This is a genomic window from Stenotrophomonas sp. 3(2025) (assembly GCF_052665395.1).
In genome coordinates, this window is the sequence record NZ_JBQOIF010000001.1 from 141,134 (window position 1) to 165,388 (window position 24,255).

Consider the following 24,255-nt stretch of genomic DNA (forward strand, 5'->3'; position numbering starts at 1 on the left):
ACGGAATTACCCCTTGAACGCAAAGAATACTTGAACCTGGGGCGGATGACGCTGGTCGATGCGCCCCGCTATCCTTGTACTCCCCGGTTTGTGAGGCACCGCCATGCGCACGCTGTACCCGTCGATTGCCCCGTACCGCGAACACACGCTGCCCGTGGATGCACTGCACACCCTCCATATCGAAGAGTGCGGCACGCCCGCTGGCATTCCGGTGGTGTATCTGCACGGCGGTCCGGGCGCTGGCATCTCGCCCACCCACCGCCGCTTCTTCGACCCCAAGCGCTACCGCATCGTGCTGATCGATCAGCGCGGCAGCGGCCGCTCCACGCCCTTCGGCGAGCTTCGCGACAACACCACGCAGCATCTGGTGGCCGACATCGAGAAGGTGCGCCAACACCTGGGCATCGAGCGCTGGCTGGTCTATGGCGGCTCCTGGGGTTCGACCCTGTCGCTGGCCTATGCACAGGGGCATCCCGACCGCGCCACCGGGCTGATCGTGCGCGGCGTGTTCCTGGGGCGCGAGGAAGAGAACCGCTGGTTCGCCGAGCTCAACGGCGGTGCGCGCTGGATCTTCCCGGAGCGTTGGGATCGGTACGAGGCCCACATCCCGCAGGACGAGCGCGGCAACATGCTCGACGCGTACTGGAAGCGCCTGGACCACGCCGACGAAGCCATCCGCATCGCCGCGGCACAGGCGTGGCTGGGGTGGGAAGACAATGCCGCCACGCTGCTGCACGACGTCGACGCGGTGTCCGCTGCCGATCCGCTCGATACACTGGCCAAGGCACGCATCGAGGCCCACTACTTCCGTCACAACAGCTTCCTCGATCAAGGCCAGCTGCTGCGCGACATCGATCGCATCCGCCATCTGCCGGGGGTCATCGTGCAGGGGCGCTACGACGTCATCTGTCCGCCGCGCAGTGCCTGGGACCTGGCGCAGGCGTGGCCGGAAGCCCGGCTGGAGATGGTCATCGCCGGCCACAGCGCCAACGAAGCGGCCACGACCGACGCCCTGGTGCGGGCCACCGACGCTTTCGCGGACCGCAGCTGAACAAAAGGGGCCAACGGCCCCTTTTTCTATACCAAGGTATAGCCGGGCTAACCCACAGGCCTCTAGGCCTGCTGAATACGAGCGCGGACAATAGCGCCACTGGCCAGCGACTGGCCGCCCCACGCGGAGACGCAGATGGATCCCGACCCTGCCGGGCGCAATGCGCGCCCCTGCCTGCCTACTTGTTCACTACTGGCGACTGAACCCAGGTTCGTTCCCGTGTAAACGATGGGAGCCCCGGGCAGCGCCTGCCCGGAGGAATCCCATGTCCTACAAGATTCTCTACATCACCGTGCGCCGCCTGATCGGTGAGCGCGATGTTTCAGCCCTGCGCAGCCTCCTGCTGCAGCACGGCCCTGTCCTGTTCGCCCGTTCGCTGGCCCTCGGCTCACCGCGGGTGGTGGCCGACGCACTGTCGCTGCTGCCGATCAGCGAGCGCATCAACGTGCTGCGCCACCTGCCCTACCCGCTGCGCGATGCGATGAAGCCGCTGTGCATCGGCGGCAGCCAACGCTTGCGCATGCAGCCCTGGTCGCCGTCGGTGCTGGCCATGCGCCACGCCTGATACCACCCCTTCCGCTCCACGCGCCGGCTTCGCCCGGCGCCGCTCCAAGAGGACCTTCCCATGAGCCTGCTCAATGCCTGGTTCAACGCCTTCCTGCGCAGCCGTCGCGCGGGCAACCTGTTCGGTCGTCGCGCGATGCCCGAAGCCGGGTACGGCCGTGGCAGCACGCAGGCCGCGCCCACCGCGCTCACTGCTGGGCTGCTCGCGCTTGCACAGGGCAGCGAAGCCGATGTGCTGGCCACCCTGCAGTCACATGTCGATGGTCTCAGCCCGCACGAGGCCGAAGAGCGCCTGCTGCGCTTTGGCCCCAACGAGGTCGATCACGAGAAGCCGCTGCCGTGGTGGCGCCATCTGTGGCAGTGCTATCGCAACCCGTTCAACCTGCTGCTGACGGTGCTGGCGGCCGTGTCCTGGCTGACCGAAGACGCCAAGGCGACGGTGGTGATCGGCGCGATGGTGGTGCTGTCCACGCTGATCCGCTTCGTGCAGGAGGGGCGCTCCAACCGCGCCGCCGAACGACTGAAGGCGCTGGTAGGCAACACCGCCCGCGTGTTGCGCCGCGCTGCGGGTACCGAGGCGGCGGAGGTGGCCGACCAGTATTTCGGCGCGCAGCTGCACAGCCGGCGGCCGGCACGGCTGCTGGATCTGCCGATCCGCGCCCTGGTACCGGGTGACCATATCGTGCTGTCGGCCGGCGACATGATCCCGGCCGATTGCCGCGTGCTCGCCGCCAAGGACCTGTTTGTCGCACAGGCGGCGATGACCGGCGAATCGCTGCCGGTGGAGAAGTTCGTGCAGCCGGGCAACGCCGACGCCGGCCTGATGGAACAGGCCAACCTGTTGTTCATGGGTACCAATGTGGTGTCCGGCACGGCAACAGCACTGGTGCTGGCCACCGGCAACACCAGCTACTTCGGCACCCTCGCCCAGCGCAGCAGTGCCAGCGACCGCGCGCCGACGGCATTCCAGGCCGGTGTCAACAGTGTCAGCTGGCTGCTGATCCGCTTTGCCCTGGTGATGGTGCCGTTCGTGCTGCTGGTCAATGGCTGGACCAAGGGCGACTGGACAGAAGCGTTCCTGTTCGCGCTGTCGGTGGCGGTCGGCCTGACCCCGGAAATGCTGCCGATGATCGTCACCTCCACCCTGGCCAAGGGCGCGGTGCTGCTGTCGCGGCGCAAGGTGATCGTCAAGCGCCTGGACGCGATCCAGAACTTCGGTGCGATGGAAGTGCTGTGCACCGACAAGACCGGCACCCTCACCCAGGACAAGATCGCGCTGGAGCGGCACACCGATGTGTTCGGGCAGGATTCGGAGGATGTGCTGACCTTCGCCTACCTCAACAGCCACTTCCAGACCGGCCTGATCAACCTGCTGGATCGTGCGGTGCTGGAGCATGTGGAGCTGCAGAGCTCGCTGCGCCTGTCGCAGGACTACCGCAAGGTCGATGAAATCCCGTTCGACTTCGAGCGCCGTCGCATGTCGGTGGTGGTCTCCGAGCGCGAGGATCATCACGAATTGATCTGCAAGGGCGCAGTGGAGGAGATGCTGGCGGTGTGCAGCACCGTGCGCGAGAACGGCCGGGACATGCCGCTGGACGCGCAGCGCCTGGCCCGGGTGCGGCAGACCACCGAGGAACTGAACGAACAGGGCCTGCGCGTGGTGGCGGTGGCGATGAAAGAAACCGCTGCCAGCCAGACGGTCTACTCGCAGGCCGACGAGCGGGAGCTGACCCTGGTGGGTTATGTGGCCTTCCTCGATCCGCCGAAGGAATCCGCTGCTCAAGCACTGCAGGCGCTGGCCGCGCATGGTGTGGAAGTGAAGGTGTTCACCGGCGACAACGAACTGGTCACCGCACGGATCTGCGCCCAGGTCGGCCTGGATGCCGACACGATCGTGACCGGCCCGCAGATCGAGCGCATGGACGACGCTGCCGTGTCGCATGCACTGCAGGAGCAACGCGTGTTCGCCCGCCTCACGCCCCTGCACAAGGAACGTCTGGTGCGCGCGCTGCGCGCGCAGGGCAAGGTGGTCGGCTTTCTCGGCGATGGCATCAACGATGCTCCCGCCCTGCGTGCCGCCGATATCGGCATCAGCGTGGACAGCGCGGTGGACATCGCCAAGGAGGCCGCCGACATCATCCTGCTGGAAAAGAACCTGATGGTGCTGGAGGAAGGTGTCATCCAGGGGCGGCGCACCTTCAGCAACATGCTCAAGTACATCCGCATGACCGCCAGCTCCAATTTCGGCAACGTGTTCTCGGTGCTGGTGGCCTCGGCGTTCCTGCCCTTCCTGCCGATGCTGCCGCTGCAGCTGCTGGTGCAGAACCTGCTGTATGACATCTCGCAGATCGCCATTCCCTTCGACAACGTGGATGAGGAGCTGGTGCGCAGGCCGCTGAAGTGGAACCCGGCCGACATCGGCCGTTTCATGGTGTTCTTCGGGCCGATCAGCTCGATCTTCGACATCAGCTGTTTCGCCCTGATGTGGTACGTGTTCGATGCGCGCACGCCGGCCGACCAGGGCCTGTTCCAGTCCGGCTGGTTCGTGGTCGGGCTGCTGACCCAGACCCTGATCGTGCACATGATCCGCACGCCGAAAGTGCCGTTCCTGCAGAGCATCGCCGCGCCGCCGCTGCTGCTGATGACCGGGGCGATCATGGCCATCGGCGTGATCCTGCCGATGAGCCCGTTGGCCGGCTACTTCAAGCTGCAGGCACTGCCGGCCGGTTACTGGCCGTTCCTGGTGGCGATCCTGTTCGGCTATGCGGTGCTGACCACCGCGCTGAAGAAGCTCTACATCCGCCGCTACGGCTGGCAGTAAACGCACCGGCGCAGGGAGAACCCTCATGGACTTCAACCCGCACCTGCCCGCGTTCAACGCGGGCGCCACCCTCGGCTCGCTGATCAGCCTGTCCGTCGCCTTCGTGCTGGGGGCGCTGATCGGCCTGGAGCGGCAGTTCCGCCAGCGCACCGCCGGCCTGCGCACCAATACGCTCGTAGCGGTGGGCGCAGCGGTGTTCGTCGACCTGGCCGTGCGCTTCCACGACCTGTACGGCGGGCCGCCGTCGCCACTCCATGTGGTGGCTTAGGTGATCTCCGGTGTCGGCTTCCTCGGTGCCGGCGCGATCATGAAGGATGGTGCCCAGGTGTCGGGCCTGAACACCGCCGCCACGCTGTGGGGCTCGGCGGCGGTCGGCGCCTGTGCCGGCATCAAGCTGCTGCCTGAAGCGGTACTGGCTGCGGTGTTCGTGCTGGCTGCCAATACCCTGCTGCGGCCGGTGGTGAACCGCATCCAGCGGCAACCGCTGCCGGAAGCGTTCAGCGAGGCCACCTATGCCATCAACGTGGTCAGCCAGCGTGAGCAGCAGGCCGAGGTGCTGGACCGGCTGCTGCTGTTGCTGGAGCAGGCGCAGTACCCGGTACGCGCAGTCGACCAGCGGCCGTTCGGCGAGCGCGATGTCGAGATCGAAGCGGTGCTGTACGCCACCACGGTCGATGGCGCTGAACTGGATGCGGTGCTGGCAACGCTGGCCGCCACCCCGGGCGTGCTCCAGGGATTCTGGAACGCCAGCCTGGAGGAGTAGTGCCGGCCGCTGGTGGATGCATTCCGCCGGGCATGGCCCGGCGCTACCGTGCACCGCCTTGGCAGGTGCCGGCCAGCGGCCGGCACTACCGTGCATCTCTCTGGCGCATGCCGACCAGGGCCGGCATCCACCGAAGGCGGCTTTGCTATCCTTTCCACCCACGCCAGGGAGCTATCCCGATGCCATCGCTGTCGCCCCGCCGCCCACTGGTCGTGCTGGCCCTGATCATCGTGATGGCGGCCATCTTCCTGGTCGATACGATTACCGACTACGCCGTTGCCGCTGCCTGCTTCTACGCGGCGGTCATCCTCGCAGCGTCGCGGCGGCTGCCCGCCCGCGGCCTCATCGCCCTTGCGGCAGTCTGCATCGCATTGACCGGCCTCAGCTTCTTCCTGACCCGCTTCGGCACCTACCGCATCGGCCTGGTCAATTCAGCGATCGGCATGCTGGTGATCGGCATCACCACCTACCTGGCATTGAAGATGGAAGCGGCCAAGGCCGCAGTGCAGGATGCACAGGCACGCCTGCTGCGGGTGGCCCGCGCCTCCACCGTCGGCGAGCTGACCACCTCCATCGCACATGAAGTGAACCAGCCACTGGCGGCCATCGCCAGCAGCGCCGAAGCCAGCCAGCGCTGGTTGGCCCAGGATCCGCCGAACCTGGACAAGGCGCGCCAGACCATTGCCCGCATCGTCGCCGACGCCCATCGTGCCAGTGACGTGATTGCCCGCATCCGCGGCCTGACCCAGGGCGCTGCGCCAGAGCGCCAGGCCTTCGACCTCAACCTGGCCACCGAGGAAATGCTGGCACTCTCGCGCAGCGAACTGGAACAGCATGGTGTGACCGTGGCGCTGCTGCTGGGCAATGAGCTTCCCGCTGCCCACGCCGATCGCGTACAGGTGCAGCAGGTGATCGGCAACCTCATCCTCAACGCCGTCGATGCGATGTCGGATACGCCGGTAAGCGAGCGCAGGCTGTCCCTGCTGACGGCGTACGATGGCCGCAGCCGCGTCAGCCTGAGCGTACGCGATCGTGGTATCGGCCTGCCCGTGGAGCAGCCCGACCGCGTGTTCGATGCATTCTGGACCACCAAGGCGAACGGCCTCGGCCTGGGTCTCAGCCTGAGCCGCTCGATGATCGAGGCCAACGGCGGCCGTATCCGCGCCGAACGACCGCCCGGTGGCGGCGCCTGCTTCATCTTCGAGCTGCCCACGGCCACGGAGGCTGCGCATGCGTGAACCCACCACAACACCTGTGGAACCGTCACCGATCGTCTATGTGATCGACGACGACGCCTCGGTGCGTGCCGCGCTGGAGGACCTGCTGGCCTCGATGGGCCTGCAGGTGCGGGCCTTCGCCTCCACCGGGGAATTCCTTGCCCACCCGAGGGACGACGCTCCGGCTTGCCTTGTGCTGGACGTGCGCATGCCCGGGCAGAGCGGACTCGATTTCCATCGCAGCATGGCCAGCCACGATCTGCACCTGCCGGTGGTGTTCATCACCGGCCACGGCGACATCGCCATGGGCGTCAATGCGATCAAGGACGGTGCGATCGAATTCCTGACCAAGCCGTTCCGCGACCAGGAACTGCTGGACGCGATCCACAGGGGCATCGAGATCGATCGCCAGCGGCGCCGCGAGGGTGATGCGCTGGGGGCATTGCAACTGCGCTGGGGCACCTTGAACGCCGGCGAGCGCGAGGTGGTTGCCGGCGTGGTGCGCGGTCGCCTGAACAAGCAGATCGCCGCCGACCTGGGGGTCAGCGAGATCACCGTGAAGGTGCGTCGCGCGCAGGTCATGCGCAAGATGGAAGCACGCACGCTGGTCGATCTGGTGCGCATGTACGACCGCCTGCAGGCCGCTGCGCAATGACCGCCTGCATAACACACGGCACGGTGCGCAATCCCAGTACAGTGGATACGCTGGCGACGATCGCCACTGCCCTTCAATAGCCTGCTCGGAACATCGATGCGCCTGCTCGTTGGACCCGGCCTGGATGCCATGCCGGGAAACCGAACATTGACTGCACGTCACGCGTACCGGGTCTCAGTTGTAGGTCATCGATACCGTGATCGGCCGGCTGACCGTTCCCGCTGCTACCGTCGCCGCGCTCTGCATGAACCGCGCGCGGAACACGTGGGTGCCGGCGGCAGTGCTCATCTGGGACAGACCGCCGGGCGGCAGCCGGGTGCCGGTGCTGGTGCGCTGCAATTCGATGCCGATGCCAGCAACACCCTGGAAGAGCGTGGCATCGTTGCCATCGGCACTGCCGGTGAAGCGCAGGCCTACCCGGGTCACCAGCGGATCACACTGGCTGACCACCACGTTGACCGCCTGGAACGGCGTATTGAACGCACCGGTGAACTGGGTGGCCTGATAGGTTCCAAGGTCGACATCAGCCACGGCAATGCGGCACACGCCGGGCAGGATGGTGCCGGTGACGTTGAAGTTGGTGGTGGTCGCGGTCTGCGCGCACACAGTGCCGGAGAGCGCGAACAGACCAGCAAGGCACACGTATTGAATCGATCGGCGCATGAGGGTTCTCAGTTGTAGGTCAGGGAGACCGTGATGGGTCGCTGGATACGTCCAGCCGCGACCACCGCCGCCGATTGCAGCAGGCGCGCGCGATACGGGTAGGTGCCCTCGGCCGTCGTGTACTGCGTTCGACCACCCGGTGGGATCGGCACATTCAGGGACGACACCACCCGCACAAGCTCGAGTCCAACGCCCTGCACGCCCTGGAACAGCTGGCCGTTGTCCGGATCAGCACTGCCATCGAACGACATCGCCACACGCCGCACCAGCGGATCACAGTCGCTGACGGTACCGCTGAAATCGACGTAGGCCGTGCCATGGCTTCCGGTGAACAGCGTGGCGGCATGCGAGCCCAGATCCACATCGGGGAAGGAAATCCGACAAGCGCCGGGCAGGATTTCGCCCGAGACCGTGAAAGGCTGGCTATCCTGGGCATGTGCGGCGGCTGACGCCGCGGCCAGCGCCAGCAAGAGTGCGATGCGATCCATCGTTGACCTCAGTTGTAGGTGACCTGCACGGTCACGGGTGTTCGCAGCGTGCCGGCCGACACGGTACCGGTACGTACCAGGCGGGCATACAGCAGGTGCCCTGCAGCCGGCGTTCCACTGGTCACCCAGTCGAAGCCTGCCTGGTTGGGGGCCAATGTCTGCTGCGACGGGGTGTACAGCCACACCGCAAGTCCACGCACGCCGCCATTGGAGGGAATGGCGAAGTAGCGTGGATCACTACCGTCGGCCGTTCCCGCCATGCGCACGTGCAGCACCCGCAGGTCGCTGGCGCAGCTGCTGCGCGAAAGCACGAAGCTGACCGCCGGTGACTGCGCATTGGTCGCGAAGTACGGCGCTTCGAAGGTGCCCACATCGACGTCGGCCACGCTGAACTGGCAGGTGCCGGGCTGGAAGCGACCGGTGAACCGGAGGGTGAGGTCGGCCGCGTGCGATGGCGGCGGCATCAGCAGGGCCAGCATGGCCAACCGCAGCATGGCGCGCATGTCAGTTGTACTCCAGCGTGATGGTCGCCGCGCCATTGGCCTGGCCGGAGGAGGCCGCCGCCGCAAGGCGGTAATAGCGTGCACGCAGCATGATCGTGTACTGCGCGTTATTGGTCTCGGTCAGCACCAAGCCGGAGTCGCGCATCGCATTGAAGCCGACCGAATCCTGCGTCTGCGTGCCGATCTGGATGCCGATTCCGGTCGCCGTCATGTTCACCCCATCATCCTGCAGGGCCATCACAGAGCGCGCTCGATCGGCAACGGCGGTGACCGGGTCGACACGGTAGCGGATACGGTTGTCTACCCGCCCGTTGGCACTCTGCACCGTGCCCGTGGTCAGGTGACCGCGGTAGCGCCCGAAGAACGCGGGGCAGTTGCGGAGCACCACGGGTACATTCACCCAACCCGTAGCGGATCCCACGGCAGGAATCTCACTCATCTGGTGCGTGCCCAGGTCGACAGGCACGTCACTGGTGCTGCAGGTGCGCGAGACGATGTTGAGGCTGCCCTGCACGCGCCCACTCCACAACAGAACGTTGCGGTTGACGCCGGTCATCCGGTACTCGAACTGTGGCAGGTTGGCGCCGGTCACCGTACCCGGGCTGATCGGGCCGATCTTGATCAGGCTCACGTCGTAGGACTGAACCGGCCAGAGCAGGAATACCGTGGGGGGTTGCACGTTGGTCTCCCCTTCGGTGAGCCGGGGAAATCCACTGCCGTTGTACCAGACCGCCACTCCTACGCCCGGCACATTGGTCTCATAGACCGTGCCATAACTGGGATGGACATAGCTCGATGCGCGATGCGGAAGCGAGGTGTACTGGTGGATGCGGTCGATCCGCCCTGCCGTGCACGTTATCTGGTTGGTCGGACCGGCATAGTAGGTCGCCCGGAATATCTCGGTACCCACGGGCACGTCGGGGCCCACGGTGATCGAACCATTGAGGTTGGCGAGATTGACGAGCGGAGCGTAACCATCGGATAACCGACAGTTCTGCGCCCACACCGGCGCGCAGGCCAGCAGCAGGCCAAGCAGGGAAAAGCGGGTCACGAAAGTGATCAGGTTCATGGAGCCTGCTCCAAGGTGGCCACGCGAGGCCGCGCGGCAGGGAGGGAATCGGCCGCAGCGGCGCTCATTTCGCAGCGCGCTTCCAGCACGGTGTACTCCCCGCTGGAACGCGCGGAGGGCACGTCCACCTGCATCACGCAATGCTCATCGCTGCCAGGGCCCCACTGCACCTGCACCGGTCCGGACGCCTGCAGGCCCGACAGCAGCAGGCGGCTTCCCTGCCCCACCACGCCGATGGGGGTGCCTTCGGCATCCGTGGCCTCGGCGCCGAACGGTAGCGGTCGATCGTCATTGGTGCGTGCGTCGACCATCAGTCCATGGCTGGCACGCGTGCTGAAGCCAAGTCGCACCAGGGAGCCCGCACGCGGCGCGACGCTGCGCGCGGTTTCCTGCAGTTCCACGTCGAAGCCGGTGCCCTTGGGGTCGATCGAAATGGTGTTCAGCTGATAGGGCGTCAGGAATGGAACAACCGCGTAACCACGCTTGTCCAACCGCGCACCGCCACCATTCTCGATGCGTGCACCCGCGGCGCCGGCCGCATGCACCAGGGCAATGGTGTCGCCCAGCGGCGGCGCAAAGGTCAGGCCATCGCCATGCAGCACCATGCCGCCGGTCGCGCCCATGCCCAGCTGGCTGTAACGGCTGCCCCTGCTGACGCTTGCCGACCACTGCCCGCGCGAACCGCGATAGCCGCCGTTGAGGTCGACACTGTTGCTGCCGGCGATGCGTGACAAAGTGGCGCCGTAGCTGAATCGGTCGTCCCGCGCATACAGGCCGTTGGTCGACAACTGAGTCGCCGGCTCACCATTGCGGCTGCGGTTGTGCATCAGGTTGCCCAGTGGCGCACGTGGCGAGCGACCCAACGGCAGCGAGACCATGAGCATCAGCCGATTGTCCACGCGTGCCTGTTGCGCGCGCAGCTCCGGCACGATTGCGCCGGGGATGCTGTCCTGCAGGTGATCTCGACCGAAGTCGATGGAGTCGCGGGTACGCTGGAAGTTCAGGCTGTAACTCAAGGCCTTCCACTGGTTGCTGTAGCCGATGCTCAGGTCGAGCTGGCGGCCCGGCGCATTCCAGAAGTCGCGGCGTGTGCCGATCACGAACAGCTGTCCACCGCGCTCGCCAAGCCGCTGGTTCATGCTCAGGTCCATGCGGTTGCGCTGGCGTGCAACGGTGTCGATATCCAGATCACGTGCACGCGCATCACGCAGCGACGCCCAATCGCGCAGGCCCACATAGTCGCGGGTGGCGTAACGATAGGCAGCAACGGCGAAGGACGTGCCGGTCCGCACCACGTTGCGGTTGTAGGCCAGGCGGAAGCTGCTGCCGCTCATCGTCGGCAGCCCCTGCACGGCTGTTCGGGCCAGCGATACGTCAGCCGCCAGCGCGCCGAAGGAGGTATTGATTGCAGCCCCCGCCAGCCCTGCATGATAGTCCTGGCCTGCCACCACGCCACCGTAGGTGCTGAGCGTATTGGACAGACCGCGCTGGTACTGCAACTGCAGCATGTCCGGCGCAGCACGCAACGTGCTTTCGTCGACCCGTCCGGCGGAAACGCTCCAGCGCGACTGGCCAGGCCTCAACAGCTGCGGCACCGCCGAATACGGCACCGTGAAACGTCGGGAGCGGCCATCGGCCTCCCGCACTTCCACCTCCAGATCGCCGGCATAGCCGGTGGGATAGAGGTCATCCAGTTCGAACGGGCCCGGGGCGACGCTGGCCTCATGCAGCACGGCACCGCGCTGGCGCACGATCACCCGTGCGTTGGTCTCGGCGACGCCACGGATGACCGGTGCGAACCCGCGCTGCGACTGCGGCAGCATGCGATCGTCGCTGCCCACGCGCAGGCCTTGCAGGCGGACGCTCTCGAACAGGTCGCCGGGCGTTGAGGTATCCCCCAGCACCAGCTGCGCTTTCCACGGCACGATGTCATGCTGCAGATAGGCTGCGGTGGAACGATAGCGCTGTGATTGGCTGCCACCGAGCGTCATCGCGCCCTGGTGCACCAGCTGCCATCCGGCCAGACGGCCGGTAGCATTGAGGCCGACGAAACCCGAATGACGGGATGCGCCGCCACTGTCATAGTGGTATGCGTTCGCGTTGTAGCTGAGCGCGAACGCACGCACGCCGGCATCCCACTGGCTGGGATCGACATGGCCCCGCGCCTCGCTGCGCAGGTACAGCTGGGGCACCTGCAGTTCCAAGGTCTGGCTGCCCGCATCGAACGTCGCCGACGCATCGGGCACGATGTCGCCGATCGTTCCACAGAACACCGCCTGCGGCCACGCCAGTTCCGGCGGCCGCGCCGGATCCAGGCGCAGGCGGTCGGGCGCAATGCCGTAGGCCTGCAGGCTGGCAGGATCCAGGCACAGGCGTGACACGCCCTCCACCTCGCGGTAGAGGATGTCGGTGCGTGCCTGCCACTGTCCGTTGAGGCGGATGTCGCCCCGATAGGTGCCGGGCGCAACATAGTCGGCTTGCGCGAATCGTTCCAGATCCAGTCGTGAAGATGCCCCGGCAGGCAGGAAGGCTGCGTCGAACACGAGCTCGTCGTCGATGCCGGTACCGGCTGCAGAGGCGGTCCGCGCAAGCAGGATCGCTGCCACCATCATCGGCAACCGGGCAAGCAGCAGGCGACAGGCGCCGTTGCCCGGCGCCCTGTTGGGGGCGTTCATCGAAATCTCTCCGCAGGGACGGGGGAAGTCGCGCAGTGCCTGCGCGCTCGGATCAGGGCACCAGGGAAACCTGGGTCGGCACCAGCGCACCAAAGTCGTTGATGACGGTGACTGCAGCCTTCAGCTCGCCCTGTGGGCGCACGCTGATTCCCTCCAGCGCGAACTCGGCCTGCGAGAACGGTGCGACCATGCCGCCGCCCTGCGTGCCCTGCTCCTTGCCATTGGCCCACAATCCGACACTGGCGAAGTTGACGTGATAGGGCGTGGGATTGTCTGCGCGCAGCAGCAGCCGGCCCGGCGCGGACTGCAGCGACCAGCGCACCTTCTGGTGCGCCAGTACCGGCTCGCCAGCCAGATTCGAGGGGCGGTAGAACACTTTGATGCGGGTCCGGAAGGCGAACTGCAGGATGTTGGCAGTGCTGCCACCGGACTTTGGCGGAATCTCCAGCATGTTCAGCCAGTACAGCGTTTCGCGATCGGCGGGAAGCGAGGCGCCGGTGAACAGGATACGGGCAGTCTGCTGCTTCTTCGGGTCCAGGCGGAACACTGGGGGCGCGACCGCGAACGGCGCCTTGGCGGTATCCGGCGTCGACTGATCGTCGCCATCATCCAGCCACACCTGGACCAGTGCCGCGCGTTCTCCTTCGTTCATGAACTTTAGGGTGACTTCCTTGTCCTGCGCGGGGTAGACCACGCGGGTGCCACCGATCACCACCGACGCGTCGGCGGATGGGGCAAACAGCGCGCCGAGCGCGAGGACGCCGACACAGAGCATGTGGTTGACGGAAAACATGGGTCACCTCCAGCAGGGTGGTTCACAGGGACGCCGGCACAGGCCGGCGTCCCTGAGTGGCATCAGTTGTAGACAACCTTGTAGTTGACGTACGACTGCACGAAGCCAGGGGCGGCGGCACCGTTGACGGCGACGTACTGGCTGGCCATGTCGATTACCGCGGTGTTGTTGGCGATGGTCACCGGATCGGTCTTGAACGCCGGATCACGCAGGTCGACCACGGCGTTCTTGTACAGCACCTGGATCTGGGTGTTGACGGCCGGCGCGTTGGCCTCCTGGTTGCGCAGGTTGCCGTTGCCCGCATCCACCTGACCGGCGGTCGGATCGAAGTAGAGCTCGGCGATCTTGCCGTTCTGGCAGGTGCCCTGGCCCGGGCCGCCGATGACCAGCTGGAACGGGTGCAGCCCGGCGGTGTCGCCGGCGACTGCCAGCTGATTGGCCTGGACCGGATCCATCGGCACCGTGATGTTGGTGGTGCCGATGGCGCCGGCGCCGCCGGAAATGGTGCAGGTCAGATCGGTGACCTCGCCGGTGAACTCGATGACGCCCGAGCCATAGGACTGGGCATTGGCGGCCGCAGCGGCCAGCAACAGGGTTGCAGCGGAAGCAATCGGGATGAGCTTCATGATGTTGAATTCTTCTTCGCAGGTGTGGTCCGCCCGAGGCGGTAGAGAGGCCCCGCCGCCGGGGAGGACGGCGGGGCCGGGAACGGGGGGACAGCTGGGGAGAAGCGCCCTTCCCGGCGGGCCAGTTCCCTGGCCTGCGGAAGGAATGCTAGGAATCGGGGGCGTTGGCCTCCATCGGACCGGGCCGAGTTTTCAGGCGGGGCCGCTCGCGGCCTGCGCGGTACCGCCTTACACACCATCCCGTTCGTCGTCGGCGGGGGCATGCAGGTGCCAATGTCGACGCAGCTGGCTGCGGCGTCGCGGTGAAGCGAACAGGTAGTGATTCAGCAGTTCGAGAAAGTGTGCCTGCGCGGCCGCGGGCAGCCGGGTGAAGTGCAGCAGCAGAGCGGTCAAATGGGGGTCTTCACGAACGGACACATCATCACCGGGGCAAGGGGGGTCAACCCCGAGCCTAGGTGCGCACGCGGGCCGGTCCATCGGACCGGTCCCCAATCACTCCGAAGATCCCTCTCCAGCCGCGCCTGCACGCGCATTCTGTGACGCCTGCACAAGGCCATGCGCCAGCGCATACTCGAAAATGTCCGCGTCACGCTGCAATCCGAGCTTGCGCATGGCTGCGATCTTCTGCGTGCTGATCGTTTTCCGGCTACGGCCCACGCGCTCGGCAATCTGCAGCACGCTCAGCCCTTCTGCAAACATGCGCAGCACTTCAGACTCCCGCTTGGACAGTGCCTCGGCGTCGCGCACGTCTCCCTGCTCGCCGTCCTCGACGACCAGGCGCGCGATCTCCGCCGATATGAACGACTGCCCCTGACTGGCGGCCTCCACTGCGGGCAACAGCTGCTCCAGGGGGTCGCTCTTGCTGACGATGCAGGACACCCCCGCCTTCTGGATCGAGCGCAGAACAAGCGGGCTTTCCATGCCGGTCAGCACCACCAGCCGCAGGGAGGGAAAGCGGCGCTGCAGGAACCTCAGCAACGTCACACCATCGCCATAGCGACCGTTGGGCATGGAGAAGTCGCAGACGGCCACGTCCACCGGCGTGCGGCTGAGCAGATCGACCAGCTCGGTGGAATCACGCACCAGCCCGGCGACGACCAGGTCAGGCGCAGCCTGCAGCAGGTGCTCCATGCCGGCCAACAGGACCGGGTGGTCATCAGCCACGACAACGTTCAAAGGCATGCTCGCGTCCTCCGGTAATGGTGCAACACACAAGCGGCCGGACAGCGGCCGGCTGGCTTATAGTGACCTGCATGATTTGCGGCAATATCTGTCGTTCCTAACACCATCAGGGTCATCCCATGTCCCATCCGATCATCCGCGTTGCCATTGCCGATGACCATCCGGTCATCCGCATGGGCATCGAAGCTGCCATCGACGAAATCCCGACCCTGTCCTGCATCGGCGCGGTGGGCGACTCTTCTGCGCTGATCGCGCTGCTGGAACACGCTGCATGCGATGTAGTGGTGACCGATTATGCGATGCCTGGCGGCGCCTACGGCGATGGGTTGCAATTGCTCTCTTATCTGCGCGCACATTTTCCCGACCTGCGCTTGATCGTGATGACCGGGCTTGATCAACCGGCCATGATCCAGTCGTTGCACGCCAGCGGGATCAACCACATCCTGAGCAAGGCGGACGACACCAGCCACGTTCCGGCGGCAATCGCTGCCGCCTGGGCCAACCGCCGCTACCTGTCGCCGTCCATCGCCCGATTGTTTCCTGCGCGCGCAAGCGCCCGCACTGCCGCTGTGCTGTCCCCCCGTGAGCACGAGGTTCTGGTGCTGTTCGTTTCTGGATTGAGCGTCAACGAAATCGCAACACGGCTTGACCGCCGCAAGCAGACCATCAGCACACAGAAAACGACCGGGATGGCCAAGCTCGGCATCGAAAAGGACGCCGACCTGTTCAAGTTCGCAAGCGAGCTGGGGCTGCGTGCGGCCAGACCGGACGCGGGCTAGCCATACCCGCCTCATCCACCATTCTCCAGACCCGCCCGATAGGCCTCGATCAACAGGCTGAGATCGGTCAGCAGCGCGATCCTGTCGACCTCTGGCAGGCTTCGTTTCTCACGCAGCAGTCGCTCAGCATCGCCGAAGCGCGCGCCAAGCTGTTTTTCCCCCATCATCAACAACACGCCCTTGATTGCATGCAGCTGTTCCAGCAGGACCGCATCGTCGTGGCTCTCGCCTGCAATCCGCATCCGCTCCAGGTCGCGCGAGCTGCTTTCCACAAACAGCGCGCGCAGCTTCAACGGCTTGTCCTGCCCTGCTGGCAACGGTGAGCTTGACGGCTGCGGCTGCGGGTGCGGCTGCGGCTGCGGCTGCAGGTAGCGGTCCAGCATTGCCAGCAGCCGGGCCAGATCCAGTGGCTTGAGCAACAGGTCATCAATGCCGGCAGCACGACAGCGCTCGCGTTCGCTGGCCAGGGCGGTGGCAGTCACTGCAAGGATCGGCAGGGTCTCGCCAAGACCGCGCAATGCGCGTGCGAGCTGATAGCCATCGATGATCGGCATGTTGATGTCGGTCATCACGATATCCCAGCTCCCTGGCTGCCACCCCGTCAACGCGACCTGGCCGTTCTCCACCGCGTCCACCAGGCAATCGAGTTCTTCCAGCTGCTGCTGGATCAGCTCACGATTGACCGGGTTGTCCTCGACGAGCAGAACCCGCCCGCGCGTCTGGCGGACATGAACCTTCGGCGGCACGTCCTGCAGCTGCGGCGCAGGCAGGCGGTCTCCACGCAGGATCTGCAACAACGCCGCGCTGAGATAGCAGGAGACATGCACCGCATCCTCACGCTGCTCGGGAGACAGCGGTCCCCTCGGATAGGCACGCACCACGCACGCGTGCCCCTGGAGCATTTCCTGCTCCTCGTTTTCAGTCCACGCACGGCGCTCGCCGAAGATCACCAGTGTGGACCCGGGTTCGCAGACCGGACCGGCCGCAGGCCGTTCGGTCACCGTTGCTTCTGCCCCCCAGCGCTGCAGCAGCTGACCGATCTCCTGCCGCCACTCCTGCGCCGAAGAAAGCAGCGTGATCCGGCGACCGGACAACGGCTTGTCCAGCGTTGGCGCGGCCTCACCTGGCGCCACCGGCACCTCGAGGGTGAACACGCTGCCAACGCCCAGCGTGCTCTGTACCTGGATCCGGCCACCCAACAGCTGCGCCAGCTGCTGGCACAGCGCCAGGCCAAGTCCACTGCCACCGTAACGCCGCGACACGCTGGCATCTCCCTGCTGGAAGGGCCGAAACAGGGTGGCCACATGGTCTTCGGTCATTCCGATGCCCGAATCAACGACCTGCAGGCGCAGAAGGCGCTGTTGCGCAGTCCCGCCGCCAGCATCGGCGCGCACGGTAATGCGGCCAGAGGCGGTGAACTTCACCGCGTTGCTCAGCAGGTTGTTGAGGATCTGGCGGATGCGATGAACATCACCGATGAAGGTTTCTTCCAGCGCCGGATCGATGGCGTAGTAGAGTTTCACATCCTTGCGCTGGGCTTCCGGGGCATACAGCAACGCCGCCTGCTCGATCAGCGGCCGCAGCGCGAATGGCAGTGGATCGATGTCCAGCTGCCCAGCTTCGATCTTCGAGAAATCCAGTACGTCGCTGATGATGGCCATCAGCGAATCGGCCGACAGCCGGATCCGCTGCAGCCGCTCGTGCTGGTCGGGCTGCAGCGGCGAGCGTGCCAGCAGCTCAAGGTGACCCAGCACGCCATTGAGTGGCGTGCGGATTTCATGGCTCATCGTCGCCACGAACGCGGTCTTGGCACGGCTGGCTGCTTCAGCGGCCTCGCGCGCACGTTCTGAATCCTGTCGCGCCTGCTGCAGCGTGCGCTGCAGCTCCACCTGCGCGGTCGCATCGCGTAGCGCACATACCCAGACCGCCTGATCGTGGTACTGCGCAGCGGCCAGGGCAATCTGCAGCTGGCGTGCATCTGCGGTACCTGCGTCCAGCGCCCAGTTGAACTCGCCGCCTCGGGCCGGGAGGCTGCGTGCGTGGGCGATGAGCTGGGCATAGAGCCCGGGCACCTCCCCATCGTCGTCAGCGTCACCGCCAGCCAACGCGCGTGCCACCTGATTCTGCAGCAATGGCGCGCCGTCGCCCCGGCGCAACAGGGCCAGGCCCACCGGCGCGGTGCCTATGATCGCCTGGCTCAGTGCTTCGCTCTCGTACACCCGCGAGGCATTGGCCAATGCAGGCGCGAAGACGCGGCGATCCATGCGCCACAACAGCATCCACAACGCTGCCAGGATCAGCAGCGCGGTGAATACCCGCAGCAGGATGGCCACATGCTGCTCGCGCCAGAGATCGGACCAGCTGTAGAGATGGGTCAGCCGCCAGTCGACGCCACGCAGCGGACCACTGACCAGGAAACGGCCGTCGTGGTACTGGCGCTGGCCGGCATCGGCACGCGCGTTCACCAGCACGGGGGCCAGTGAACCAGGCGACTGCGCAAGTGGGCCGCCGGCCAGCACCACGCGCCCATTCCCGGTACTCACCACATAGCTGCCAGGGTCGGTCGCTTCCAGCCGGCTCCTGATATTGTCGATCGACTCGAATACAACGCGACGGAAGTAGGGCGCATCCGAGCGGGCCATGGTCATCACACCGATCAACGACGTCTGCCCGTTGAGCGGATTGTCGCCAAGGAAGGATACCAAGCGGCGCCCCTGTGCCGCGCTCACCACCGGCCCGGGTGCCGGCACCTGCCCGCGCACGGCCGTCTCGGTCCGCATCAGCCGTTCGAACGCCTGTGCGCGGGTCGGTACCCGCAGCGTCTGCAGCAGCTGTGCTTCGTCAACCACGCCGGCCACCGCCAGCAGCCGTCCCTTTGGCTCATACGCGAACATCGTGACCGGCCCCTGGCTCTGCAGGGCGGTGACGGTTGCGGCGGTATACGCCGAGTATTCGTGCAGCATGCCGAGGTAGGCCTGCAGTTCGGCCTGCGGCAAGGGCTGCGCCGGATTGCCCAGCACCAGCCACGGCACCGAAGCACGCCCTTCGGCGCGCACCAGCAACTGCTGCCCCCCGCTCTGGAAAGCCCCAAGCAACGGAGCACCCAATCGCCGCAGTTCATCCTGTTGATCTGCCCACAGTGCGTCGTTGGCGTTGATGCTGCTGGCGTAGGCGCGGTCGCGCTGGAACAGGAAGTAGTCCAGCGCGGACTGCGCGTCCTGGAAGGTCTGCCGCTCCTGCGAGTGAAACGCGCCGATGCCACCGACCAGGCTCGCTACGGCGGTCAACACGATCAGGACGCTGATCAAGCCGCCACCACCGAACAACAATCGTCGCTGCATCCTGCGCAAGGCGTCGATCTGATTGATGGGCACTGCAGGCGCGGCCGGATGCATGGTGATTCCCCTTGGATGATGGTCGTGCAATGGCGCCTTCGATGAATCTAGTGCAGGCCCTGCAGGACCGACAGCGTGCCCTGCCCCGTACGTGTCGGCGCCTGCAGCGCCTGCAGCAGGGATTCCCCGGAATAGCAGGATACGCGCCAGGCGCCACCACGTCGCTGGGCACGCAATGGTCCATCGGCGCTCACCCGCACCAGGCACCGGCCTTCACACCAGCGCTGCAGCCCGGGCGTGGGCCCACGTTCGAACACCACCAGCGCCGCTTCCACGTCGCAGTCGTCGTGGGCAAGCTGGGCAACGTCGGCGATCACCTGTACGTGCGCACCCCAGGCCTGCAGGCGTCGGTTCAACTCATCGCGCCACCCCGCTGCGGCCGAAACGAGGATCACGTTGCGCCCGGCCAAGGGCGACGGCGAAACCCCGGCAACGCGCTCCACCGGTACGGAGAACGCGAACACACTGCCCACCGCCGGCGTGCTGCGCGCGTGGATCTCCCCCCCCATCCGCTGGCACAGCTCCCGGCACAGGGACAGGCCAAGGCCGGAGCCTCCGAAACGGGTGATGATGCTGGCATCGGCCTGGACGTAGGGCTGGAACAGCCGCTCCAGCTGCGTCGGACTCAAGCCGATGCCCGAATCGGCCACCTCCACCTGCAGCGAAAGCGCTTCTCCCTCGCCATTCACCCGTACCCGCAGGTCGATACGGCCGGACAGCGTGAACTTCACCGCGTTGCTGACCAGGTTGCGCAGTACCTGCTCGATGCGGGTCTGTGGACCCTTTACCTGCCCCGGAACGGCTCCGTCCACCGACAGATCGAGCACCAGGCCCTTGGCCTCTGCCAGCGGCGAGAACAGCACCGCGACGCGCTCCAGCAGCACGATCGGCTCGAACACCTCTGCCTGCAGTTCAAGCTGCCCCGACTCGGCGCGGGAGAAATCGAGCACGTCGTTGATGATCTGCAGCAGCGAGTCTGCCGACTGGTTGATGCGGCGAAGGCGGGCGCGCTGGTCCTCGTCAAGCGAGGATCGGCCAAGCAGCTCGAGGTGCCCGAGGATGCCATGCAGGGGCGTGCGGATCTCGTGGCTCATCGTCGCCAGGAATGTCCCCTTGGCGCGGCTTGCCGCTTCGGCGGCTTCGCGCGCCTGGGCCTGCTGCTGCTCCAGTTCCACCCGCGCGCTCAGGTCACGCAGCGCGCACAGCAGTACATCGCGCCCCTGGTAGGTAGCGCCTACGGCGCCGACCAGCAGCTGCCGGGCCGGTGTCTTGTTGTTCGCTGGAATCGGCAGCTCGAACTCCACCGGCTCGGGTGACGCTGCGGCGCCGGATTCGCACTCGGTGGCCATCTGTACCAGCTGCAGATAGAGGGGTATGCCGCTGCGCTCTGCCGCCGCTGCATAGTGGCGCATCAGCTCGTTCTGCAGGACGGCATTGGCCTCCCGGCGGTCGATCAGGCACAGCCCGACGGGCGACAACTGGATCAGCGAACGGCTGAGCTGTTCACCCTGGTAGACGCGCGCTGCACGTGCCAGCGCCGGGCCGAATATGCGCCAATGCAGCCACGCGAGCAGCACCCACAGGCCCAACATCAACCCGCCACCTGACAGCGCAGCCGCCAGGTACAGGCGCCAGCCGTCGCGGGCGATGTCCATCAGGCAGTACGTATTGACGAGCAACCAATCGGTACCGGCAATGGGCAGCGCCTGGTAGAAGCGCAGGCCCTGCCGCACCGCCATCACCGAATCGCCGCGCTGCTGGCTGCTGCGCAGTGCGCGCGCAACGGATGTCAGAGGCATGTCCCCGGCGTCGGCGGTACCGGCAACCACACCACCATCGGCCGTCACCACGAACGAGGCACCTCTATCCGCCACGGCCATCACCCGTGCCAAGCGGTGGGTCGGCTCCAAGGTCACGAACGTCCCGATCGCCCCCTTTCTGTCATGGGCCAGGAGTCGCACCGCAATGGAGGCTGCCCCACTCACCGGATGGCGTACAAGTGCGATCTGCATCGGGCTTTCAAGCGCCGGCAGCGCGTGCGGGGTGTGCCCGCTACGCGCCGCCGGCTCCGACAGCTGCTGCAGATGCTGGAACAACTGCGCACGATGCCCCGCGTTGGTCGCAGCCAGCAGGCGCTGTTCGGTCAGCCCGTCGCCCAGCACAAGGAACTGATGGCTGGGGTCGAAGAAGAAGCCACTGGCGGCCGTTTCCGCTTCGGTATCCGAGGCACTCAGCCGGCGTATCACCGACAACGAGTGGGCCAAGGTGAGATAGCGATCCAGGCGCGCCAAAGGCCAGTGGTCGGTGCCTACACCCAGCACCATCTGCGGCGCGCTCTCCGGCCCGGCGTTGACGACCATCCGCTGGCCGCCGGCAAGGTAGCGCTGCCGTTCTGCCAGGCGGGTCGCGGCATCGCTGTCCGGACGATGCCGCCAGGCGTACTCGGCCATGTTCAGCATGCGCTGGTGTGCAGCATCGGCCGCGACCAGATGCGCCTCCACTGCGGCATGGGTACGCTGCAGGGCTTCCAGTCGACGGGTCTGGAAGCCGCTGGCCTGCAGCAGGACCAGCGCGACCATCCCGGCAACAATGGCAAGACTGAGCAGGCACCCACCCCACAGCAGCACGCGGTGCTGATAGAGCCGCAGCGCGCTGACGTCGCAGTCCTCGTCGGCAGGGGGCTTGCATCCGCGCAACGTAAGTGGAAGGAAGGGGAACCAGTGCATGTGGGGGGCAGGCAGCGACACCGGCTCAGAACGACGCCGGCGGCCTCCTGGGTAACGGCCTGTGATGGGATCACGAGGCTATCGGCGCCCTGGGATCCTCCCCATAGGACCGGGCTGAGTTCTGTGCCTGATCACCCCAGATGCCGGCGTTTCAACCGTGTATCGGCCAGCCCCACCGCCAGCAGCACGATGCTGGTCAGCCACCCAGCGGCCAGCAGGTGCATCCATGGCAGCACGAAGCCGAGCACGACCAGAGCCCCTGCCCCCACCAGGTGCGAGCGCGGCACGCGGCCGTAGACCGCCCGCTTGTACAGTGCGCTGCCCAGCAGGTAGATCAACGGCCCCGCTGCCAGCATCGCGGCATGCGGCAGGGTCACCCTCGCCTCCGGTTCGTCCATCACCAGGTCGTTGCCGACGGCAGTGGCAATGATGCCGGCGATCAGCAGCGCGTGCACGTAGTGGAAGTAGGCGCCGATGCGGCCCGGATCGTCGGAACGGGTGATGGTGTCGGTGGCGTCGCGGCTGGAGATGCCGAAGTACAGCCACCACATCGCGATCGTACCGGCAAAGGTCGCCAGCACTGCCGACACCACCGCGCCACTCCAGTGCTCCACCTCGCTCAGCACACCGCCGGTTGCCAGCAACGTCTCACCCAATGCGACGATCACGAACAACTGGCAGCGCTCGGCCAGGTGCCCACCTTCGATGGTCCACTCGCGGGTACGCGAACGGCCAAGGCCCGGAAACGCGAAGCCGAACATCGGCGAGATGTACTCGCAGGCGACCGCCACCGCCCACAATGCCAGCCGCGCATTGCCCTCGACCGATGCACCGGCCAGCCAGAAGCAGGCCGAAACGCTGACCCAGGCCAGCATGCGCCTGAAGTTGGCGGCCAGCGGGTGCGCGCGCCCTACTTCCAGCAGCACGAACAGCGTCCGCCCTACCTGCATCGTGGCGTAGGCACCGGCGAATATCCAGGCGCGACCGGCAAAGGCTTCCGGGATGGACGAAGACATCAGCAACGCCAGCAGCATCGTGACGAACAACAGGCCACGGATACGCGGCGCCTCCGGGTCGAACCAGTTACTGACCCAGCACGCGTACTGCCAGCCAAGCCAGACCGCAAACCACAGCACCAGCGTCTGCAGCACGCCCAGCAGGCCCAGGTGGTGCAGCAGGTGGTGGCTGAGCTGGGTGACCGCGAACACATAGACCAGGTCGAAGAACAGTTCTTCGTAGGTCACCCGTGCATGATGGCCGTCGCGACGACGCAGGGCAGGAAGACGGGGCGTTGCCGGCATCACGGATCCTCGGTTCAGCGGCCCAGCCGCCAGAAGATGACACCGGCCACCAGCGCCGGCACGGCAAACACCAGCAGCAGGACCGGCAACTCCTCGCGCACCGTATAGCCTGCCCGGCTGACCCCCACCCACATGTTGGCCACCGATACCAGCAGCCAGGTGCCGATGAAGGCCAGCAGCGCCGTTGGCAGCTGAGGGCTGCTTGTGCTCCAGAGCCTGCCGAACAGCGCGAAGACGGCCAGCAGCAGGAACCCAGCGACGATCACCAGAAGCACGTGCATGGTCACTCTCCCCGATGGCTGCCATGCAGCCTATCTGCCGCCGAGTGTGCGCTGCAGAGGGTGATCGTGGATTCACCTTCCGGGCACCGCGAACAATCCCGTCGTCGCTCATCCGATGGCAAATGCGAACAGTTCCCATTATTATCGTGGCACCGCACAGGGCTGGCCCTGCGTGGCACCCCTTCCTGCCTGCGCCGTTCTCCCGGATGCCCACGCCACCGCACTCCCCGCCACCTGTGCTGCCGTTGGTGTCCTCGCTGGTGCGCCACTACGAGGATCGGGTGGATTACCTGCGCCGTCGCTTGGCCTCACCCGGGCTGGCTCGCGAGGCGGTGCACGACGTCTGCGTACGCCTGCTGGAGCGCCCCGAACCGGCCGGCGTGCTGCAGCCGATCGCGCTGCTGCGACGGATGGCGCATGACGCTGCGGTTGATCGTTGCCGTGCCGAAGACCTGCGCGGCGTGCCGGTGGCCAGCTTCAAGGGCTACACCACGGTCGACCTGGTCGCCCGCTATGCGCTGGGCAAGCGCAGTTTCACCCTGGGCGTGCAGAACCTCGCCAACAAGCAGTCCATCACCTACTACTCGCAGACCACGCCATCCAACCCGAGCTATTTCGCCGGGCGTGGGCGAGTGCTTACGCTGGGGTGGCAGTACCGCTACTGAGACAGCCAGGACCACGTCGCCCCGGCAGCCCTGCATGC

Annotated in this window: 20 protein-coding genes and 1 pseudogene; 8 read left to right on the forward strand and 13 right to left on the reverse strand. The window is 66.2% G+C overall.

Annotated features, from left to right (window positions below; translation table 11 throughout):
• Positions 1–103 precede the first annotated feature (103 nt).
• The 6 genes and pseudogenes from pip (at position 104) to ACUXVE_RS00690 (ending at position 7,071) form a co-directional block, all read left to right on the forward strand.
• The gene (gene pip / locus ACUXVE_RS00665; RefSeq protein WP_445513596.1) at positions 104–1,051 is read left to right on the forward strand and encodes a prolyl aminopeptidase; all 948 of its coding nucleotides are present in this window, start codon (positions 104–106) and stop codon (positions 1,049–1,051) included.
• 265 nt (positions 1,052–1,316) lie between these two features.
• The gene (locus tag ACUXVE_RS00670; protein WP_025874438.1) at positions 1,317–1,616 is read left to right on the forward strand and encodes a hypothetical protein; all 300 of its coding nucleotides are present in this window, start codon (positions 1,317–1,319) and stop codon (positions 1,614–1,616) included.
• Between the two features lie 60 nt (positions 1,617–1,676).
• On the forward strand, positions 1,677–4,436 hold the full coding sequence (gene mgtA, locus ACUXVE_RS00675) for a magnesium-translocating P-type ATPase (RefSeq protein WP_445513597.1): 2,760 nt from the start codon (positions 1,677–1,679) through the stop codon (positions 4,434–4,436).
• A 25-nt stretch (positions 4,437–4,461) separates the two neighbouring features.
• Positions 4,462–5,199 (forward strand): annotated as a pseudogene (locus ACUXVE_RS00680) (MgtC/SapB family protein).
• Between the two features lie 179 nt (positions 5,200–5,378).
• Positions 5,379–6,437, forward strand: coding sequence for a sensor histidine kinase (locus tag ACUXVE_RS00685; RefSeq protein WP_093818430.1), 1,059 nt, complete (start codon positions 5,379–5,381; stop codon positions 6,435–6,437).
• The gene (locus ACUXVE_RS00690; protein WP_445513598.1) at positions 6,430–7,071 is read left to right on the forward strand and encodes a response regulator transcription factor; all 642 of its coding nucleotides are present in this window, start codon (positions 6,430–6,432) and stop codon (positions 7,069–7,071) included. Before ACUXVE_RS00685 ends, ACUXVE_RS00690 begins: the two co-directional genes overlap by 8 nt.
• A gap of 174 nt (positions 7,072–7,245) precedes the next feature.
• Here the strand turns inward: ACUXVE_RS00690 and ACUXVE_RS00695 are convergent, their stop codons facing one another.
• From ACUXVE_RS00695 to ACUXVE_RS00735, 9 genes are all read right to left on the reverse strand, one after another.
• Complete coding sequence (locus ACUXVE_RS00695) at positions 7,246–7,734, reverse strand: fimbrial protein (RefSeq protein ID WP_093818432.1); 489 nt, start codon at positions 7,732–7,734, stop codon at positions 7,246–7,248.
• An 8-nt stretch (positions 7,735–7,742) separates the two neighbouring features.
• Positions 7,743–8,222 (reverse strand): fimbrial protein, encoded by a 480-nt coding sequence (locus ACUXVE_RS00700; protein WP_093818433.1) that lies wholly within the window; start codon positions 8,220–8,222, stop codon positions 7,743–7,745.
• An 8-nt stretch (positions 8,223–8,230) separates the two neighbouring features.
• Positions 8,231–8,725 carry a fimbrial protein gene (locus tag ACUXVE_RS00705; RefSeq protein ID WP_445513599.1) on the reverse strand — a complete coding sequence of 165 codons (495 nt, stop codon included), beginning with the start codon at positions 8,723–8,725 and terminating at the stop codon, positions 8,231–8,233.
• A 1-nt stretch (position 8,726) separates the two neighbouring features.
• Positions 8,727–9,794, reverse strand: a complete 1,068-nt coding sequence (locus ACUXVE_RS00710) for a fimbrial protein (RefSeq protein ID WP_445513600.1) — start codon at positions 9,792–9,794, stop codon at positions 8,727–8,729.
• Complete coding sequence (locus ACUXVE_RS00715; RefSeq protein ID WP_222389403.1) at positions 9,791–12,469, reverse strand: fimbria/pilus outer membrane usher protein; 2,679 nt, start codon at positions 12,467–12,469, stop codon at positions 9,791–9,793. Before ACUXVE_RS00715 ends, ACUXVE_RS00710 begins: the two co-directional genes overlap by 4 nt.
• A gap of 52 nt (positions 12,470–12,521) precedes the next feature.
• Positions 12,522–13,262, reverse strand: coding sequence for a fimbrial biogenesis chaperone (locus ACUXVE_RS00720; RefSeq protein ID WP_445513601.1), 741 nt, complete (start codon positions 13,260–13,262; stop codon positions 12,522–12,524).
• A gap of 62 nt (positions 13,263–13,324) precedes the next feature.
• A complete protein-coding gene (locus tag ACUXVE_RS00725) occupies positions 13,325–13,888 on the reverse strand; it encodes a fimbrial protein (protein WP_093818438.1) in 564 nt (187 codons plus the stop codon).
• Positions 13,889–14,116: 228 nt separating this feature from the next.
• The gene (locus tag ACUXVE_RS00730) at positions 14,117–14,281 is read right to left on the reverse strand and encodes a hypothetical protein (protein WP_165933907.1); all 165 of its coding nucleotides are present in this window, start codon (positions 14,279–14,281) and stop codon (positions 14,117–14,119) included.
• Positions 14,282–14,380: 99 nt separating this feature from the next.
• On the reverse strand, positions 14,381–15,070 hold the full coding sequence (locus ACUXVE_RS00735; RefSeq protein ID WP_222389402.1) for a response regulator transcription factor: 690 nt from the start codon (positions 15,068–15,070) through the stop codon (positions 14,381–14,383).
• 119 nt (positions 15,071–15,189) lie between these two features.
• Between ACUXVE_RS00735 and ACUXVE_RS00740 the strand changes: the two genes are divergently transcribed.
• The gene (locus ACUXVE_RS00740; RefSeq protein ID WP_222389400.1) at positions 15,190–15,849 is read left to right on the forward strand and encodes a response regulator; all 660 of its coding nucleotides are present in this window, start codon (positions 15,190–15,192) and stop codon (positions 15,847–15,849) included.
• 11 nt (positions 15,850–15,860) lie between these two features.
• Here the strand turns inward: ACUXVE_RS00740 and ACUXVE_RS00745 are convergent, their stop codons facing one another.
• The 4 genes from ACUXVE_RS00745 to ACUXVE_RS00760 form a co-directional block, all read right to left on the reverse strand.
• Positions 15,861–19,190, reverse strand: a complete 3,330-nt coding sequence (locus ACUXVE_RS00745) for an ATP-binding protein (RefSeq protein WP_445513602.1) — start codon at positions 19,188–19,190, stop codon at positions 15,861–15,863.
• 101 nt (positions 19,191–19,291) lie between these two features.
• Complete coding sequence (locus ACUXVE_RS00750; RefSeq protein WP_445513603.1) at positions 19,292–21,970, reverse strand: ATP-binding protein; 2,679 nt, start codon at positions 21,968–21,970, stop codon at positions 19,292–19,294.
• Positions 21,971–22,101: 131 nt separating this feature from the next.
• Positions 22,102–23,271 (reverse strand): low temperature requirement protein A, encoded by a 1,170-nt coding sequence (locus ACUXVE_RS00755; protein ID WP_445513604.1) that lies wholly within the window; start codon positions 23,269–23,271, stop codon positions 22,102–22,104.
• 14 nt (positions 23,272–23,285) lie between these two features.
• A complete protein-coding gene (locus ACUXVE_RS00760; RefSeq protein ID WP_222389395.1) occupies positions 23,286–23,552 on the reverse strand; it encodes a hypothetical protein in 267 nt (88 codons plus the stop codon).
• Between the two features lie 206 nt (positions 23,553–23,758).
• Here ACUXVE_RS00760 and ACUXVE_RS00765 point away from each other — a divergent pair, with 206 nt between their 5' ends.
• Positions 23,759–24,217, forward strand: a complete 459-nt coding sequence (locus ACUXVE_RS00765; RefSeq protein ID WP_445513605.1) for a hypothetical protein — start codon at positions 23,759–23,761, stop codon at positions 24,215–24,217.
• Positions 24,218–24,255: the final 38 nt, after the last annotated feature.

Coding starts and splice junctions, on each gene's coding strand:
- ACUXVE_RS00670 (WP_025874438.1), top strand. CDS start 1,317: ATGTCCTACAAGATTCTCTACATCACCGTGCGCCGCCTGATCGGTGAG.
- ACUXVE_RS00735 (WP_222389402.1), bottom strand. CDS start 15,070: ATGCCTTTGAACGTTGTCGTGGCTGATGACCACCCGGTCCTGTTGGCC.
- mgtA (WP_445513597.1), top strand. CDS start 1,677: ATGAGCCTGCTCAATGCCTGGTTCAACGCCTTCCTGCGCAGCCGTCGC.
- ACUXVE_RS00715 (WP_222389403.1), bottom strand. CDS start 12,469: ATGAACGCCCCCAACAGGGCGCCGGGCAACGGCGCCTGTCGCCTGCTG.
- ACUXVE_RS00760 (WP_222389395.1), bottom strand. CDS start 23,552: ATGCACGTGCTTCTGGTGATCGTCGCTGGGTTCCTGCTGCTGGCCGTC.
- ACUXVE_RS00720 (WP_445513601.1), bottom strand. CDS start 13,262: ATGTTTTCCGTCAACCACATGCTCTGTGTCGGCGTCCTCGCGCTCGGC.
- ACUXVE_RS00685 (WP_093818430.1), top strand. CDS start 5,379: ATGCCATCGCTGTCGCCCCGCCGCCCACTGGTCGTGCTGGCCCTGATC.
- ACUXVE_RS00695 (WP_093818432.1), bottom strand. CDS start 7,734: ATGCGCCGATCGATTCAATACGTGTGCCTTGCTGGTCTGTTCGCGCTC.
- ACUXVE_RS00740 (WP_222389400.1), top strand. CDS start 15,190: ATGTCCCATCCGATCATCCGCGTTGCCATTGCCGATGACCATCCGGTC.
- ACUXVE_RS00710 (WP_445513600.1), bottom strand. CDS start 9,794: ATGAACCTGATCACTTTCGTGACCCGCTTTTCCCTGCTTGGCCTGCTG.
- ACUXVE_RS00700 (WP_093818433.1), bottom strand. CDS start 8,222: ATGGATCGCATCGCACTCTTGCTGGCGCTGGCCGCGGCGTCAGCCGCC.
- ACUXVE_RS00725 (WP_093818438.1), bottom strand. CDS start 13,888: ATGAAGCTCATCCCGATTGCTTCCGCTGCAACCCTGTTGCTGGCCGCT.
- ACUXVE_RS00705 (WP_445513599.1), bottom strand. CDS start 8,725: ATGCGCGCCATGCTGCGGTTGGCCATGCTGGCCCTGCTGATGCCGCCG.
- ACUXVE_RS00765 (WP_445513605.1), top strand. CDS start 23,759: ATGCCCACGCCACCGCACTCCCCGCCACCTGTGCTGCCGTTGGTGTCC.
- ACUXVE_RS00755 (WP_445513604.1), bottom strand. CDS start 23,271: ATGCCGGCAACGCCCCGTCTTCCTGCCCTGCGTCGTCGCGACGGCCAT.
- ACUXVE_RS00745 (WP_445513602.1), bottom strand. CDS start 19,190: ATGCAGCGACGATTGTTGTTCGGTGGTGGCGGCTTGATCAGCGTCCTG.
- ACUXVE_RS00690 (WP_445513598.1), top strand. CDS start 6,430: ATGCGTGAACCCACCACAACACCTGTGGAACCGTCACCGATCGTCTAT.
- pip (WP_445513596.1), top strand. CDS start 104: ATGCGCACGCTGTACCCGTCGATTGCCCCGTACCGCGAACACACGCTG.
- ACUXVE_RS00750 (WP_445513603.1), bottom strand. CDS start 21,970: ATGCACTGGTTCCCCTTCCTTCCACTTACGTTGCGCGGATGCAAGCCC.